The sequence below is a fragment of the Pseudomonas sp. PDM24 genome (genome assembly GCF_019218905.1).
GTDB lineage: Bacteria > Pseudomonadota > Gammaproteobacteria > Pseudomonadales > Pseudomonadaceae > Aquipseudomonas.
Genome location: NZ_JAHUWR010000001.1, coordinates 182869 through 199583, shown reverse-complemented (window position 1 = coordinate 199583; position 16715 = coordinate 182869). Strand labels below are relative to the sequence as shown.

General features: G+C 60.3%; 15 protein-coding genes and 1 pseudogene. 9 read left to right on the top strand and 7 right to left on the bottom strand.

Annotated features, from left to right (window positions below; genetic code table 11):
• Positions 1-146: 146 nt before the first annotated feature.
• Positions 147-587 carry a heme-binding protein gene (locus KW837_RS00940; protein WP_218394206.1) on the bottom strand — a complete coding sequence of 147 codons (441 nt, stop codon included), beginning with the start codon at positions 585-587 and terminating at the stop codon, positions 147-149.
• A 266-nt stretch (positions 588-853) separates the two neighbouring features.
• On the opposite strand from KW837_RS00940, the gene gcl reads away from it, so the two are divergent.
• From gcl to KW837_RS00895, 9 genes are all read left to right on the top strand, one after another.
• The gene (gene gcl / locus KW837_RS00935; protein WP_218394205.1) at positions 854-2629 is read left to right on the top strand and encodes a glyoxylate carboligase; all 1776 of its coding nucleotides are present in this window, start codon (positions 854-856) and stop codon (positions 2627-2629) included.
• A 61-nt stretch (positions 2630-2690) separates the two neighbouring features.
• Complete coding sequence (gene hyi / locus KW837_RS00930) at positions 2691-3473, top strand: hydroxypyruvate isomerase (RefSeq protein ID WP_218394204.1); 783 nt, start codon at positions 2691-2693, stop codon at positions 3471-3473.
• 150 nt (positions 3474-3623) lie between these two features.
• Positions 3624-4514 (top strand): 2-hydroxy-3-oxopropionate reductase, encoded by an 891-nt coding sequence (locus tag KW837_RS00925; RefSeq protein WP_030131742.1) that lies wholly within the window; start codon positions 3624-3626, stop codon positions 4512-4514.
• Between the two features lie 150 nt (positions 4515-4664).
• Complete coding sequence (locus KW837_RS00920; RefSeq protein ID WP_218394203.1) at positions 4665-5945, top strand: glycerate kinase; 1281 nt, start codon at positions 4665-4667, stop codon at positions 5943-5945.
• Positions 5935-7350 (top strand): pyruvate kinase, encoded by a 1416-nt coding sequence (gene pyk, locus KW837_RS00915; RefSeq protein WP_218394202.1) that lies wholly within the window; start codon positions 5935-5937, stop codon positions 7348-7350. The genes KW837_RS00920 and pyk overlap by 11 nt, the downstream gene beginning before the upstream one ends.
• Positions 7351-7477: 127 nt before the next feature.
• Entirely contained in the window at positions 7478-8392 is a 915-nt protein-coding gene (locus tag KW837_RS00910; RefSeq protein WP_218394201.1) for an urea transporter, read from the top strand.
• A 21-nt stretch (positions 8393-8413) separates the two neighbouring features.
• A complete protein-coding gene (locus KW837_RS00905) occupies positions 8414-9238 on the top strand; it encodes an ion transporter (protein WP_123496095.1) in 825 nt (274 codons plus the stop codon).
• Positions 9239-9344: 106 nt separating this feature from the next.
• Complete coding sequence (locus KW837_RS00900; RefSeq protein ID WP_192345739.1) at positions 9345-10343, top strand: sulfate ABC transporter substrate-binding protein; 999 nt, start codon at positions 9345-9347, stop codon at positions 10341-10343.
• A 184-nt stretch (positions 10344-10527) separates the two neighbouring features.
• Complete coding sequence (locus tag KW837_RS00895; protein ID WP_218394200.1) at positions 10528-11733, top strand: MFS transporter; 1206 nt, start codon at positions 10528-10530, stop codon at positions 11731-11733.
• A gap of 98 nt (positions 11734-11831) precedes the next feature.
• Here KW837_RS00895 and KW837_RS00890 read toward each other — a convergent pair.
• From KW837_RS00890 to KW837_RS00865, 6 genes and pseudogenes are all read right to left on the bottom strand, one after another.
• Positions 11832-12020 (bottom strand): annotated as a pseudogene (locus KW837_RS00890) (type II toxin-antitoxin system HicB family antitoxin); the annotation flags it as partial.
• Between the two features lie 89 nt (positions 12021-12109).
• A complete protein-coding gene (locus tag KW837_RS00885) occupies positions 12110-12514 on the bottom strand; it encodes a hypothetical protein (protein WP_123496081.1) in 405 nt (134 codons plus the stop codon).
• A 14-nt stretch (positions 12515-12528) separates the two neighbouring features.
• Complete coding sequence (ccmI, locus tag KW837_RS00880; RefSeq protein WP_218394199.1) at positions 12529-13731, bottom strand: c-type cytochrome biogenesis protein CcmI; 1203 nt, start codon at positions 13729-13731, stop codon at positions 12529-12531.
• Positions 13724-14197, bottom strand: coding sequence for a cytochrome c-type biogenesis protein (locus KW837_RS00875; RefSeq protein WP_007894247.1), 474 nt, complete (start codon positions 14195-14197; stop codon positions 13724-13726). The genes ccmI and KW837_RS00875 overlap by 8 nt, the downstream gene beginning before the upstream one ends.
• On the bottom strand, positions 14194-14730 hold the full coding sequence (locus KW837_RS00870; protein ID WP_063342928.1) for a DsbE family thiol:disulfide interchange protein: 537 nt from the start codon (positions 14728-14730) through the stop codon (positions 14194-14196). Before KW837_RS00870 ends, KW837_RS00875 begins: the two co-directional genes overlap by 4 nt.
• Positions 14727-16715: a heme lyase CcmF/NrfE family subunit gene (locus KW837_RS00865; protein ID WP_218394198.1), complete on the bottom strand. Its 1989-nt coding sequence runs from the start codon at positions 16713-16715 to the stop codon at positions 14727-14729. Before KW837_RS00865 ends, KW837_RS00870 begins: the two co-directional genes overlap by 4 nt.

The window sequence follows — 16715 nt, the reverse complement described above, 5'->3', positions numbered from 1 at the left end:
TTTTGTGTTCACCTACAAGGATCGAGGGTGTTCACAGATTTTGTGTTCACCTACAAGGATCGATGGTGTTCACAGGTTTTGTGTTCACCAGCAGGAACCTGTGGGAGCGGGCTTGCCCGCGATGACATTCGATCAGCCGCTGAAGATCAACCAACCACCCCCGCATCCGCCCTCAACCCCTGCGCCTCGATCGCTCTGATCGCACATTGCTCATCAACATCAGACAAATCACCGCTGATACCCACCGCCCCCAACACACTCCCTTCCTGATCCCGAATCAACACGCCGCCCGGTACCGGGACGACGCTGCCCTGCCCCAGGCTATTCAGCGCGGCGAAGAAGGCCGGGCGTTGTTGGGCGTCCTGGGCCAGCAGGCGTGAGCCTTTGCCCAGGGCGATCGCACCCCAGGCTTTGCCGATGGCGATCTGCGGGCGTAGCAGGCTGGCGCCGTCTTCGCGCTGCAGCGTTATCAAGTGCCCGCCGGCGTCCAGCACGGCAACGGTCAAGGGCGCGGCAGAGATTGCACGGCCTGCGGAGATGGCCTGGTTGGCCAGGTTGACTGCGACGTTCAAGGTTAAAGCGCTCATGGTGCCGTCCTCATTTTGTTATTGGGAAAGCCGTTGGATTGCTTTTTGTTGCGCAATCCGATGCAACAAATAGAACACAATGAATTATTTTTTTGTATACAATAATTCTCGAAAAGCTCCACATGCGACGAAAAGCCACAGTCCTTCGGGCTTCCGACGAATGAAACAGCTGCTTGAGAAAATGGATTGACCTGCGCCGTCCGCCATGAATACACTCTGCGCAAAGCCACTTGTATACAATTACAAAACGTAAGAGGCACAAAACCATGAGCAAAATGAGAGCAATCGAAGCCGCCGTTCTGGTGATGCGCCGTGAAGGGGTTGATACCGCTTTTGGCATCCCGGGCGCCGCGATCAACCCGCTGTACTCCGCCTTGCAGAAGGTCGGTGGCATCGATCACGTCCTCGCTCGCCACGTTGAAGGCGCCTCGCACATGGCCGAGGGCTACACCCGCACCAAGGCCGGCAACATCGGCGTGTGCATCGGCACCTCCGGCCCGGCCGGTACCGACATGGTCACCGGGCTCTACAGCGCCTCGGCCGACTCGATCCCGATCCTGTGCATCACCGGCCAGGCACCGCGGGCCCGGATGCACAAGGAAGACTTCCAGGCCGTCGATATCACCAGCATAGTCAAGCCGGTCACCAAGTGGTCGACCACCGTCATGGAGCCTGGCCAGGTGCCTTACGCGTTCCAGAAAGCCTTCTATGAAATGCGCTCCGGCCGCCCTGGCCCAGTGCTGATCGACCTGCCGTTCGACGTGCAGATGGCTGAAATCGAATTCGACATCGACGCTTATGAGTCGCTGCCGCTGGCCAAGCCGACCGCTAATCGCGTACAGATCGAGAAGGCCCTGGCCATGCTCGATCAGGCTGAACGTCCATTGCTGGTGGCCGGTGGTGGCATCATCAATGCCGACGCCAGCGAGTTGCTGGTGGAGTTCGCTGAGCTGACCGGCATTCCAGTGATCCCGACCCTGATGGGCTGGGGCACCATCCCGGACGATCACCCGCTGATGGTTGGCATGGTCGGCCTGCAAACCTCACACCGTTACGGCAACGCCACAATGCTGAAGTCCGACGTGGTGCTGGGCGTCGGTAACCGTTGGGCTAACCGTCACACCGGTTCGGTCGACGTTTATACCGAAGGCCGCAAGTTCATTCATGTCGACATCGAACCGACCCAGATCGGCCGCGTGTTCACCCCGGACCTGGGCATCGTGTCCGACGCCGCTGCCGCGTTGACCGTGTTCATCGAAGTCGCTCGCGAATGGCAAGCCGCCGGCAAGCTGAAAAACCGCAGCGCCTGGCTACAAGACTGCCAGCAACGCAAAGCCAGCCTGCAGCGCAAAACTCACTTCGACAACGTGCCGGTCAAGCCGCAGCGGGTTTACGAAGAAATGAACCAGGTGTTCGGCAAGGACACCTGCTACGTCAGCACCATCGGTCTGTCGCAGATTGCCGGCGCGCAGTTCCTGCACGTCTACAAACCGCGTCACTGGATCAACTGCGGCCAGGCCGGCCCGTTGGGCTGGACCATTCCGGCCGCACTCGGCGTGGTCAAGGCTGATCCGACCCGCAAGGTGGTGGCGCTGTCTGGGGATTATGACTTCCAGTTCATGATTGAAGAACTGGCAGTAGGCGCGCAGTTCAAGCTGCCGTACATCCACGTTGTCGTGAACAACTCGTACCTGGGTTTGATCCGTCAGGCCCAGCGCGGTTTCGACATGGACTACTGCGTGCAGTTGTCTTTCGACAACCTCAACGCTCCGGAACTCAACGGTTACGGTGTCGACCACGTCGCTGTCGCCGAAGGCCTGGGTTGCAAGGCGTTGCGGGTGTTCGAACCGGCTCAGATCCAGCCCGCCCTGCGCAAGGCTCAGGAACTGATCGAGGAGTTCAAAGTGCCGGTGATCGTCGAAATCATTCTGGAGCGCGTGACCAACATTTCCATGGGCACCGAGATCAACGCCGTCAACGAATTCGAAGACCTGGCGCTGGTCGGCAACGATGCGCCAACGGCGATTTCGCTGCTCGATTAACTGCTGATCGTTCCCACTGTGGGATCCGGGAACGATGACCATACCTATACGGGAGACCACCATGCCGCGTTTCGCAGCCAACCTGTCCATGCTGTTCACCGAGCAGGATTTTCTTGCCCGTTTCGACGCTGCCGCCAAGGCCGGCTTCAGTGGTGTCGAATACCTGTTTCCCTACGATTTCAGCTCCGCCGAAATCAAGGCCAGGCTCGATGCCAATGGCTTGACCCAGGTGCTGTTCAACCTACCGGCCGGGGACTGGGCCAAGGGCGAGCGCGGTATCGCGTGCCTGCCGGATCGGGTCGAAGAATTCCGCGCCGGTGTCGATCTGGCCATCGCTTACGCCAAAGTGCTGGGCAACACCCAGATCAACTGTCTGGCCGGTATTCGTCCACAAGGCGTCGACGATGCCACCGTGGAAAAGACCTTTGTCGCCAACCTCAAGTACGCGGCCGACAAGCTGCAAGCGGTGGGCATCAAACTGGTGATGGAAGCGATCAACACCCGTGACATCCCAGGCTTCTACCTGAACAACACGGCGCAAGCCCTATCGATTCGCGAACAAGTCGGCAGCGCCAACCTGTTCCTGCAATACGACATCTATCACATGCAAGTCATGGAGGGCGACCTGGCCCGCACCATGGCCGCGCACCTGGACGAGATCAACCACATCCAGTTGGCCGACAACCCAGGGCGCAACGAACCGGGCACCGGTGAAATCAATTACCGCTTCCTGTTCGAACACCTGGACCGCATCGGTTATCAGGGTTGGGTTGGCTGCGAATACAAGCCGCTGACCACCACTGAGGCAGGCTTGGGCTGGTTGAAAACCCATAACGCGATTTGATCTGACACCGCGTCATCGTTCTTCGCGGGCAAGCCTCGCTCCTACGGGGGGCCAGAATTGTCTGTAGGAGCGAGGCTTGCCCGCGAAGGCGTCCTCGCTGCCATCCCACGAATTTTGCGAACAGAGCAATAAAAACAAGAGGATTTTCTCATGGCTAAAATCGGATTTATCGGCACCGGCATCATGGGCCACCCAATGGCGTTGAACCTGCAGAAAGCCGGTCACAGCCTGTTCCTGTCGGCACACCACGACCCAGCCCCTGCCGACCTGATCGCCGCCGGCGCCGTCGCCCTGGCGAACCCGAAAGAAGTGGCCCAGGAAGCCGAATTCATCATCGTCATGGTCCCGGATACTCCGCAGGTCGATGACGTGCTGTTCCGCGCCGATGGCGTTGCGGCAGGCGTGAGCAAGGGCAAAGTCGTGATCGACATGAGCTCGATCTCGCCGACTGCCACTAAAGCCTTCGCAGCCAAAATCAACGAGAAAGGCGCGCAGTACCTCGACGCCCCGGTTTCCGGCGGCGAAGTCGGCGCCAAGGCTGCGACCCTGAGCATCATGGTCGGCGGCGATGCCGATGCCTTCGAACGCGCCCTGCCGCTGTTCCAGGCCATGGGCAAAAACATCACCCTGGTCGGTGGCAACGGCGACGGTCAAACCGCGAAAGTGGCGAACCAGATCATCGTCGCGCTGAACATCCAGGCCGTGGCCGAAGCCCTGCTGTTCGCCTCGAAAAACGGTGCCGATCCAGCCAAGGTGCGTGAAGCGCTGATGGGCGGTTTTGCCTCGTCGAAGATCCTTGAAGTCCATGGCGAGCGCATGATCAAAGGCACTTTCGATCCAGGCTTCCGCATCAGCCTGCACCAGAAGGACCTGAACCTGGCCCTGGCCGGCGCTCGCGAACTGGGCATCAACCTGCCGAACACCGCCAATACCCAGCAAGTGTTCAGCACCTGCGCGGCCATTGGCGGCAGCAACTGGGACCACTCGGCGCTGATCAAAGGCCTGGAACACATGGCGAATTTCTCGATTCGCGATAAATAACACCATCACCCGCCCCTGTAGGAGCGAGGCTTGCCCGCGAAGGGATCGCCTCGGTGCAGCAGAAACACCGAGGTGGCCGGTTCGCGGGCAAGCCTCGCTCCTACAGGGGCAAGCAGCTTTCTCCAATAACAAGAATTCCGGGAGCCCGCCATGTCGGTCGATCCGCAACAACTGCTGCGCGAGCTGTTTGCCACAGCCATCGACGCAGCCCATCCGCAGCACGTCCTCGAAGCTCATTTACCCAAAGATCGTAGCGGTCGGGTGATCGTCATCGGCGCCGGTAAAGCCGCAGCGGCCATGGCTCAGGTGGTCGAGCGCTGCTGGCAGGGTGAAGTGTCCGGCCTGGTGGTGACCCGTTACGGTCACGGCGCCCCGTGCGAAAAAATCGAAGTGGTCGAAGCCGCGCACCCGGTGCCGGATGCGGCTGGTTTGGCTGTTGCGAAACGGGTGCTGGAACTGGTCAGCGACCTGAGCGAAGACGACCGCGTGATCTTCCTGCTGTCTGGCGGTGGATCGGCATTGTTGGCACTACCCGCCGCCGGCATCACCCTCGCCGACAAACAGTCGATCAACAAAGCCCTGCTCAGATCCGGCGCGACCATCGGCGAGATGAATTGCGTGCGCAAGCACCTCTCGGCGATCAAGGGCGGTCGTCTGGGCAAAGCCTGCTGGCCGGCCACGGTTTATACCTATGCGATTTCCGATGTACCGGGCGATCTCGCCACGGTCATCGCGTCCGGCCCCACCGTGGCCGACCCGAGCACCTCGGCCGAAGCGCTGGCGATCCTCAAGCGTTATGGCATCGAAGTCCCGGCCTCGGTGCGTAACTGGCTGCAAAGCGCGGAATCGGAAACAGTCAAACCCGGCGATCCGAGCCTGGCCCGCAGTCATTTCCAGTTGATCGCCCGCCCACAGCAATCGCTCGAAGCGGCGGCGGTGAAAGCCCGTCAGGCCGGTTTCAGTCCGTTGATTCTCGGCGACCTGGAAGGTGAATCCCGGGACGTGGCGAAAGTCCACGCCGGCATTGCGCGGCAGATCGTCCAGCACGGCCAGCCGCTGGCAGCTCCGTGCGTGATTCTGTCCGGCGGCGAAACCACCGTCACCGTGCGCGGCAATGGCCGTGGCGGGCGCAACGCCGAATTCCTGCTAAGCCTGATCGACAGCCTCAAAGGCCTGCCCGGCGTCTACGCCTTGGCGGGTGACACCGACGGCATCGACGGCTCCGAAGACAACGCCGGCGCCATCATGACCCCAGACAGTTACGCCCGCGCTGCCGCCCTCGGCCTCGCTGCCTGCGATGAACTGGACAACAACAATGGCTACGGCTATTTCGCGGCGCTGGATGCGCTGATCGTCACCGAGCCGACCCGCACCAACGTCAACGACTTCCGCGCCATCCTGATTCTCGAGAGCACTAAACATGACGCCTGATAAGAAGGTCAAAATCCTCGCCACCCTTGGCCCGGCCACCAACGGGATCGACGACATCCGTGAGCTGGTGCAGGCCGGGGTCAATATCTTTCGCCTGAACTTCAGCCACGGCGATCACGCCGACCACGCCCAGCGCTATCAATGGATTCGTGAGGTCGAGCGTCAGCTGAATTACCCGCTGGGGATACTGATGGACCTGCAAGGCCCGAAACTGCGGGTCGGCAAATTCGCCCGTGGCAAAGTGCAGTTGTATCGCGGTCAGGCCTTGCGTCTGGACCTGGACCCGACGCCGGGCGATGAGCGCCGGGTCAACTTGCCTCACCCGGAAATCATCGCCGCGCTTACGCCTGGCATGGACCTGCTGCTGGACGACGGCAAGCTGCGCCTGCGGGTGGTGACCAAATACGCCGACGCCATCGACACCACAGTGCTCAATGGCGGCGAGCTGTCGGATCGCAAAGGCGTCAACGTGCCGCAAGCGGTGCTCGACCTGAGCCCGTTGACCACCAAGGATCGTCGCGACTTGAGCTTTGGTCTGGAGCTGGGGGTGGATTGGGTCGCGCTGTCGTTCGTGCAACGCCCGGAAGACATCCGCGAAGCCCGCGCATTGATCGGCGACAAGGCCTTCTTGATGGCCAAGATCGAGAAACCCTCGGCCGTGACTCAACTGCGTGAAATCGCCGAATTGAGCGATGCGATCATGGTCGCTCGCGGTGATCTGGGCGTGGAAGTGCCGGCCGAAAGCGTGCCGCAAATCCAGAAAAACATCATCAGCACTTGCCGCCAACTCGGCAAACCGGTGGTGGTGGCGACGCAGATGCTGGAGTCGATGCGTTTCTCTCCCGCCCCGACCCGCGCCGAAGTCACTGACGTCGCCAATGCGGTGGCCGAAGGCGCGGACGCGGTGATGCTGTCGGCGGAAACCGCGTCCGGTGAATATCCGCTTGAAGCTGTGCAGATGATGAGCAAGATCATCCGTCAGGTGGAAAACGGCCCGGACTATCAGGCCCAACTGGACGTGAGCCGGCCGAAAGCCGAGGCCACGGTGTCCGACGCGATCAGCTGCGCGATCCGCCGCATCAGCAACGTGCTGCCGGTGGCGGTGTTGGTGAACTACAGCGAGTCCGGCACCTCAAGCCTGCGGGCTGCGCGGGAACGGCCAACGGTGCCGATCCTCAACCTGACGCCGAATTTGCAAACCGCGCGGCGTTTGACGGTAGCGTGGGGCGTGCACTCGGTGGTCAATGATCGGCTGCGCCAGGTGGATGAAGTGTGCTCGACGGCGTTGGAGATTGCCCAGGCACAGGGGATGGCTCAACGCGGCGATACGTTGTTGATCACGGCGGGAGTGCCGTTTGGGCAGCCGGGGTCAACCAATTCGTTGCGCATTGAGACGTTGATTTAGCGCCTGTACCGGCCTCTTCGCGAGCAAGCCCGCTCCCACATTTAATCTGAGTTCGACACAAGACTAATGTGGGAGCGGGCTTGCTCGCGAAGCAGGCGACTCGGCTCCTCTGACACACAGACCTAAAATGCCTGCCAACCACTTCAACACCCAATGCCCCGACTGGGCCACTGCCCTGCTCAATGGCTTCAGTCAAATCTTTCTCCAGCGCCATCCGCTGTGCGGTCTGCTGTGTCTGTTGGCGATTCTGTTCAGCGCTCCGGCCCTGCTCGGCGGTGCGTTGCTGGGAGGGGTCGCCGGGTTGCTCACCGCGCAACGTCGCGGTTACACAAAGGCTGATCGTCAGGCCGGCCTGTTCAGTTACAACGGTATTCTGCTCGGTCTGCTGCTGAGCCTTTATTTCCCGTGGTCAGCGTTATTGCCGCCGCTAATCATTGCCGCTGGCGGCCTGAGTGCGATGCTCACCCAGCAATGGCTCAAGCATTCGCGCGATCATGATTGCCTTCCCGCCTACACCGCGCCCTTCGTCGGGATGAGCTGGTTGCTACTGTCGTTTGCCGCCCCCCAGCAGCCCGCGCCGCTGATCGAAATGACCACACTCAACTTGCTTGCCGCGTCATTGAAAGGGCTCGGTCAGGTGCTGTTTCTCGGTCATCCGCTGGCCGGTGCTCTGATTGCCATGGGTTTGCTGATCGCTGACCATCGTGCCTTCCTGTGGGCGCTGCTCGGCTCCGCTGCCGGCCTCGGTTTCGCCCTTCTGCATCACGAAACATCAACCGCGCTGCTGGGTTTGAGCGGCTACAACGCCGTGCTTGCCGCCCTCGCCTTCAGCCAAAATCGTCGCCAGCCTTGGCTGCCATTGTTGGGAATCCTGCTGGTGGTGTTGCTCACGCCGGGGTTCGTCGCACTGGGGCTGGCAACGCTGACGGCACCCTTCATCCTCGCCTGCTGGCTGATTCGCGCAGGCATTCGGGTGCTGCGTCAGGCCGCCATGGACAGCGCGCCTTGCGCTACCGGGGAGAATCGACCTAGGCTTCGCTGATTCTTGGTTCAGGCGTTTTCCATGGACAGCAATAAAAACTGGCGTGAAGACCTTTACGTCATCATTTTCCAATCCGATACTCCGGCCGGTCGCCGCTTCGACAGCATTCTGTTGTTGATCATCCTGGCGAGCCTGGTGATCGTGATTCTGGACAGTATCGACAGCGTTCATCAGAACTACGCCGACATACTGGCGTACATCGAATGGGGCTTCACCATCGTTTTCGCCATCGAATACGGTCTGCGCCTGTACTGCTCGCCCAAGCCGCTGCGCTACGCGTTCAGCTTCTATGGGCTGGTGGACTTGCTGGCGATCGTGCCCGGCATTCTTGCGTTGTATTACAGCGATGCGCAGTACCTGCTGATTATCCGGATCATTCGGATGCTGCGGATTTTCCGCGTGCTCAAGCTCAGCCCGTATCTGAAGCAAGCCAACTACTTGATGACGGCGCTGCGCGGCAGCAAGCAGAAGATCGTGGTGTTTCTGCTCAGCGTCAGCACCCTGGTGACGGTGTTCGGCACTCTGATGTACGTGATCGAAGGCCCGGAACACGGCTTCACCAGCATCCCCAAAGGCATCTATTGGGCCATCGTCACACTGACTACCGTGGGATTTGGCGATATCGTGCCCAGGACGCCATTGGGTCAGGTGGTTTCGTCGCTGGTGATGATCACCGGTTACTCGATCATCGCCGTGCCCACAGGGATCTTTACCGCGGAACTGGCCAACGCGATGCGCGGCGAACAATTGCAACACGATTGCCCGACCTGCGAGAAAAACAGTCACGAACACGGCGCAGCATTTTGCTCCCGTTGCGGCAACGCGCTGTTCAAGAAACTGGAATAAGCAAAGTGCTTTTTAATCTTTAAAGGACTATGCGAGCCCGGCTATAGTCGCTGGCAAATTGCCAACACTTTCCATAGAACATGTTTGATAAAACAAGGAATGCGCAGTGAAAAAACTCTTTGGCGCCTCACTTCTGGCCGCTGGCCTGGTCTTGGGCAGCGTGGCTCAGGCTGCACCGACCCTGCTTAACGTTTCCTACGACGTGATGCGAGATTTCTACAAGGACTACAACGCTGCCTTCCAGAAACACTGGCAAGCCGAGCACAACGAAAACATCACGCTGCAAATGTCCTTCGGCGGTTCCAGCAAGCAGGCGCGCTCAGTGATCGATGGCCTGCCGGCTGATGTCATCACCATGAACATGGCCACCGACATCAACGCCCTGGCGGACAACGGCAAACTGGTCCCGGACAACTGGGTTACGCGCCTGCCGAACAACAGCGCGCCATTCACCTCGGCCACCGTGTTTATCGTGCGCAAAGGCAACCCGAAAGCATTGAAAGACTGGCCCGACCTGCTCAAGGACGGTGTGCAAGTGATCGTCCCCAACCCGAAAACCTCGGGCAACGGCCGCTATACCTACCTCTCGGCGTGGGGTTATGTGCTGAAAAACGGCGGCGACGAGAACAAGGCCAAAGCCTTCGTCGGCAAACTGTTCAAGCAAGCGCCAGTGCTGGATACCGGTGGCCGTGCAGCGACTACCACATTCATGACCAACCAGATCGGCGACGTGCTGGTGACCTTTGAAAACGAAGCGGAAATGATTGCGCGTGAGTTTGGCCGCGACCAGTTCGAAGTGATCTACCCAAGCGTTTCCGCCGAAGCAGAGCCGCCAGTGTCTGTGGTCGACAAAGTGGTCGAGAAAAAAGGCACTCGCGCTGCTGCCGAGGAATATTTGAAGTACCTGTGGTCGCCGGAAGGTCAAGAAATTGCGGCGGCCAACTACCTGCGTCCGCGTGATCCGGCGGTATTGGCCAAGTACACCGATCGCTTCCCGAAGGTTGATTTCCTTTCGGTGGAGAAGACCTTTGGTGACTGGCGCACGGTGCAGAAGACCCACTTCAATGATGGCGGGGTTTTCGATCAGATTTACAGCGGTCAGTAATTCCTGAGGCCAATGAAAAGGCGACCTTCATAGGTCGCCTTTTTTGTGGGAGCCAGGAGACCCAATGAACGGCCTCTCTCAATCATTCTTCAGAGGCATGATTACTATCACCCTATTTCCCCTTCCGCCGCTCCAGCCAGCCGATTAGCCTCTGCGCATTCCTTCTTTTTCAACGAGCCACGTTATGAACCCAGCGACTCAGGTGCCCCACGGTGCCACCACAATGACCCGAGGCATGGTGCTGCTCTTCGCCTTCTGCTGCGGCGCCATCGTAGCCAACATCTACTACGCCCAGCCGATCATCGGCCTGATCGCGCCGGACATCGGCCTGACCGACACCATGGCCAGCCTGATCGTTTCGCTGACACAGATTGGTTATGCGTTGGGTCTGTTCTTCCTGGTGCCCTTGGGTGATCTGCTGGAAAACCGCCGCTTGATGATCATCACCACCGTGGTGGCGATTGCCAGTCTGTTGGGCGCGGCATTCACCGATCAGCCGAACGTGTTTCTGCTGATCTCGTTGCTGGTGGGGTTCAGCTCAGTGTCGGTACAGATCCTGATTCCACTGGCCGCCCATCTGGCGCCGGAAGAATCGCGCGGCCGCGTGGTCGGCGGCATCATGGGTGGTTTGCTGCTGGGGATTCTGCTGGCTCGACCGGTATCCAGCGTAATAGCCGATCACTTCGGCTGGCGTGCGATGTTCATCATCGCTGCGGTATTGATGGCGGCCATCAGCATTGTGCTGGCCCTGACCATTCCCAAGCGCCAGCCAGATCACAGCGCTTCTTATGGCCAGTTGTTGGGTTCGCTCTGGACGCTGTTGCGTCAGCAGCCGGTATTGCGTCAGCGCGCGTTTTACCAAGCCTGCATGTTCGCCACCTTCAGCCTGTTCTGGACTGCGGTGCCGCTGGAACTGTCGCGTAATCATGGGCTGTCGCAAACCCAGATCGCGATCTTCGCCCTGGTTGGCGCCATTGGCGCGATTGCCGCACCCATCGCCGGTCGACTGGCCGATGCCGGTCATACCCGCATCGCCTCGCTGCTGGCCCTGCTGTTCGCCAGCCTGAGCTTCCTGCCCGCCTTCATCCACCCGGTCTACAGCGTTATCGGCCTCGCGGTGACGGGGGTGGTGCTGGATTTCTGCGTGCAAATGAACATGGTCCTCGGCCAACGCGCGGTCTACACCCTCGACGCTAAAAGCCGCGGCCGTCTGAATGCGCTGTACATGACCAGCATCTTCATCGGCGGCGCGTTTGGTTCTTCGGTGGCCAGCGCGGTGTATGAGCATGGCGGCTGGTTGTGGATCGTGATTGTGGGTAGTGCGTTTCCATTGTTGGCGTTGTTGCGGTTTTTGAGTGTTTCGCAAAGGCGTTCGTTGGCAACGGCTTAGGACGCTAAAAGCTTCGCGGGCAAGCCTCGCTCCTACAGGGTTAGTGTAAGACCTGTAGGAGCGAGGCTTGCCCGCGAAGGCGATTCGGTTGATACCCCTCAATGCCGAACCAGTTTCTCCATCGCCGCATCCGCGAGAAAGGAGGAGCGGCTTTTGACATTGTGCTCTCGCACATAGCGGTCAATGCGCTGGATCACGTAGCCAGGCAGCGTCACGTTGACCTTCTCGGTCTTGCCCAGATAGGGCGAGATGTCGAGTTCCAGCATTCCCCAACCCATGTCGGCAAGTCGTACGCGATCCTGTAGGAGCTGGCGAAGCCTGCGATCTTTTCAGCCCCCAAAAAGCAAAACGGCGATCCTCAGATCGCCGTTTCCATTCACTGCCCGAATTTTCTGCCTAACCCACCCGGCACGCCATGGATGTCCGTCTCTTCCCATGGCCCGTTGGGGCTGATCGAGCGACTCCAGCCGTTGTTCCAGCGGTAGTAGGTGCGCTGGCGGTAGAAGGTGTTGGTCTGATCATCGAGAACGTAAACGCCGAGTTTCGCATCCCAATGACTGTTGCCCCCCGGTGGCGGGGCGAAGCTGGCGGAAGTGCGTGGAATCGGCTTGGACGGTTTGACCGGGATGCTCGGTTTGCTCGGTGTCGTCGTTGGAGGCGGTTTGGTGCTTGGCCCCGAAGGCGGGATTGGCGGCAGCCGTGTGGGCTCGGGCTGCTGGACCGCACAGGCGCTTAACCCCAAAACCATACTGAGGAGAGTGATACGAGCGATGGCGGTCATGGTGGTGCTTCCTGTTATTTATCCGGGCTGTCGATGATCAGTTTTTGTTGCGCGGTGGTGCTGGTGGCCAAGGGTTGGCTGCGACCGATCCATTCGCCGGCAGTCGGTTGGCCAGCGCGGGAGATGCGCGCAACCAGTTGGACTTCAGGGAAGTTCGACAGTTTCAACTGCGGCATCATGGCGTCGGCATCACCCAGTTCGACGGTTGCCGGCAAGTCGGCGACGGTCAGACGCTTGGCGGCCAGCGGTGCGGGCGGGCCGGAGATGGCGCGGGCAAAGATAAACACGCTGTCACCCGGTTGGACTTTGGCTTTGAGCTCTGGCGCCAGATCGACATGCACTTTGAGCAGTGCCGCAGCTTTAACCGCAGGCGCTTGGGCAACCTTGCCACCGCTGGCTTCAAGCTTCTCGGCGGCCCGTGTAATCCCGCCCTGCAGCGCGACGCGGGATTTATCATCCGGCGGCAGTTGCGCCAGCAGGCGGTTCCAGTAGTCGATGGCGTCCTGATAACGCTCGCCTTCAAAGGCCGCGATGCCCAGCAGACCGAGGCTGGTGACTTCTTTCGGATCAGCTTTCAGCGCTTCGTCGGTCAGGGCCTGGACCTTGTCCGACCACTTCTTGCCGTCGGCGAAATATTGCGCCTGGGCCCACTGCCCGAGCAGTTCCGGCTGCCGCCCGGCCAGAGTCACTGTGCGCTCGAAGATCTTCGCCGCATCGCCCGGACGGTCCTGAGCCATGTAGGTGCGGCCAAGGAAGTACAGGCCCTCGGCCGAGTCCGGTTGGGCGGCGACCGCACGCTCCAGACGACGGGTCATTTCTTCCATCGACTGCGGCGCCTGGGCGAATTCGCGGGTCAGCTCGACTTTGTCGCTGGCGCCGAAATGCAGGTACAGCCCAAGGCCCAACACCGGCACCAGAATCGCCGCCAGCAATGGCAACGGCTTGCCCAGACGCGATACGCGCGGCGCCTCGACGCCTTCGGTGTCGGCGAGCAGTTCACGGGCAGCTTCGGCGCGGCCGGTGTCCATTTGTTCGGCGTTGAGCACGCCCTCTTCCTGCTGACTCTGCAACTCAGCCACGCGCTCCTGATAAAGCGCGACGTTCAGCGCCGTACGGTCCTCCTCAAGCTGGGCCCGACGACCACGCAGAACGGGGATCAACAGAAAACTCAGGGCAACCAGGAGCAGCAGGCCTGCAGCGAGCCAGAAATCAATCATTCTTGGTTTTATCCAACAGGTGGTCGAGGCGCTCGCGCTCCTCGGCGGAAAGCGTGTCCGGGCTGTCAGTGCGTTGTACGCGACGACGACGGACGATCACGGCGATGATCACAAAACCGCCCAGCAGCAGGCCGGCGGGGCCGAACCAGAGCAGTGCGGTTTTGGCGTTGAGGGCAGGTTTGTAGCGGACGAAATCACCGTAGCGGTCGACCATGAAATCGATGATCTGCTGGTTGTCCTTGCCCTCGCCGAGCATGCGAAAAATCTCTTTGCGCAGGTCGGCGGCGATTGGTGCGTTGGAGTCGGCGATGTCCTGATTCTGGCACTTGGGGCAACGCAGCTCTTTGGTCAGCTCGCGAAAACGCTCACGATCGCCTTCTTTGGCGAACTCGTAGGTGTCGATGGCCGCGTGGGCCACACCGGCCATGCTCAAGCCCAGAACAGCGGCGGCAATCCAGCGCTTCATGGCTTGGCCTCGTCGACCAGCGCCTGATACTTGGCCGCCAGTTTTTCGCGCCAGACTTGTTCGTCGATCACGCCGACGAATTTGTCGCGGATGATGCCCTTGGCGTCGATGAAGAAAGTTTCCGGTGCGCCGTATACGCCGAGGTTCAGGCCCAGGGTGCCGGCATCGTCACGGATGTCCAGTTGATACGGGTTATGGAACTCGGCCAGCCACTTCAAGGCATCGGTGTTGACGTCCTTGTAGTTGACGCCGTAGATCACCACCCCTTGCTGAGCTAATTTGTTCAGCACCGGGTGCTCGACCCGGCAGGAAATGCACCAGGTGCCCCAGACGTTGACCAGTGCCGGTTTACCCAGAAGATCCGCTTTGGTCAGGGTTTTGTCACCCTGCACCGAGGGCAGCGAAAACTCAGGGAACGGTTTGTTGATCATCGCCGAAGGCAGCTCGGCCGGGTTCAGGTACAGACCCCGATACAGAAAAACAGCAACCACCAGAAAAATCGCCAGTGGCAACAGCATCAACCAACGTCTCATGCGGTGGCTCCCGTCATGCCGAGTGCTTCACGCACGCGGCTTTTCACCTTGACCCGATAACGGCGATCCAGCGCCGCCAGCAACCCGCCGAGACCTGTGAGCAACCCGCCGAACCAGATCCAGCGCACGAACGGTTTGACATGCACACGAACCGCCCAGGCGCCCTCGCCCAACGGCTCGCCCAGCGCGACGTAAAGGTCACGGGTGAAACCGGCGTCGATCCCGGCTTCGGTCATCACCGAGTTCTGCACGGTGTAGAGGCGTTTTTCCGGGTGCAGCACACTGATTTCCTTGCCATCGCGGATCACCCGCACGGTGCCCTTGTCGGAGGTGAAGTTCGGCCCTTCGAAGTGCTTGGCGCCTTCGAACACAAACTGATAACCGGCCAGGCTCATGGATTCACCCGGCGCCAGGCGCAGATCGCGCTCGGCACTGTTCTGGCTCGACAACACAACACCCAGCGCGCATACGGCAATGCCCAAATGCGCGATCTGCATGCCCCAATAGCTGCGGGTAAGGGTCGGCAGACCTTTGATCAAACCCTTGTGACGCGTCTTGTCGAAGATATCCCGCACACCGGCCAGCAACACCCAGGCAGCCAGCATGAACGTCGCCAGCACCGCCCAGTTGAAATCGCCGTAAGCGACACCCGCCACCACGGCCAGTGCAGCGCTGCCGAGCAACACCGGGGTCAACATGCTCATCAGCCATTTGACCGGCGTGTCTTTCCAGCGCACCAGCATGCCGACCGCCATCACCACCATCAGTATCGCCATCAATGGAATGAACAGCGCGTTGAAATACGGCGGGCCGACCGACAGTTTGGCGCCGGTCATCGCGTCGAGAATCAGCGGATACAAGGTGCCGAGCAGGATCATCGACGCGGCCACCACCAGCACCAGGTTATTGCCCAGCAGCAGGGTTTCCCGGGACCAGAGGTTGAAGCCGACGTGGCTCTTGACCACCGGAGCGCGCAGGGCGAACAGCGTCAGCGAACCACCGACCACGAACAGCAGGAAGATCAGGATGAACACACCGCGCTCAGGATCGGAGGCAAAGGCATGAACTGACGTCAGAACGCCGGAGCGTACGAGGAAGGTCCCGAGCAAACTCAACGAGAACGCGGCGATGGCCAGCAACACGGTCCAGCTCTTGAACACGCCACGTTTTTCCGTGACCGCCAACGAGTGAATCAACGCCGTGCCCACCAGCCAAGGCATGAAGGAAGCGTTTTCCACCGGGTCCCAGAACCACCAGCCGCCCCAGCCAAGTTCGTAATAGGCCCACCAGGAGCCCAACGTAATACCGATACCGAGGAAGGCCCAGGCCACGATGGTCCACGGACGGGACCAGCGCGCCCACGCCGCATCGAGACGACCACCCAGCAGCGCGGCAATGGCGAAGGCGAAAGCCACGGAGAAACCGACGTAACCCATGTACAGCATCGGCGGATGAACGATCAGGCCGATGTCTTGCAGCAAGGGATTGAGGTCGCGCCCATCCGTCGGCATCTGCGGCAGGATTCGGGCGAAAGGGTTAGATGTCAGGATCAGGAACAGCAAAAAGCCGGTGCTGATCATGCCCATTACTGCCAGCACCCGGGCCAGCATCACTTGCGGCAATTGCCGGGAGAACACCGACACCGCGAAGGTCCAGCCGCCGAGGATCAATGCCCACAGCAGCAACGAACCTTCGTGAGCGCCCCAGACGGCGCTGAATTTGTAGTACCACGGCAAGGCGCTGTTGGAGTTGCTGGCCACATAAGCGACGGAGAAGTCGTCCGCCATGAAGGCATACGTCAGGCACCCGAAAGCGAACAGCAAAAACGCGAACTGCCCCCATGCGGCGGGCTGAGCCAGGCTCATCCATAGACGGTCGCCACGCCAGGCACCGAGCAACGGCACCACGGCTTGAACCAGCGCGAAACACAGCGCCAGGATCATGGCCAGGTGGCCGAGTTCGGGGATAAAGATGCCGGAAGTCAT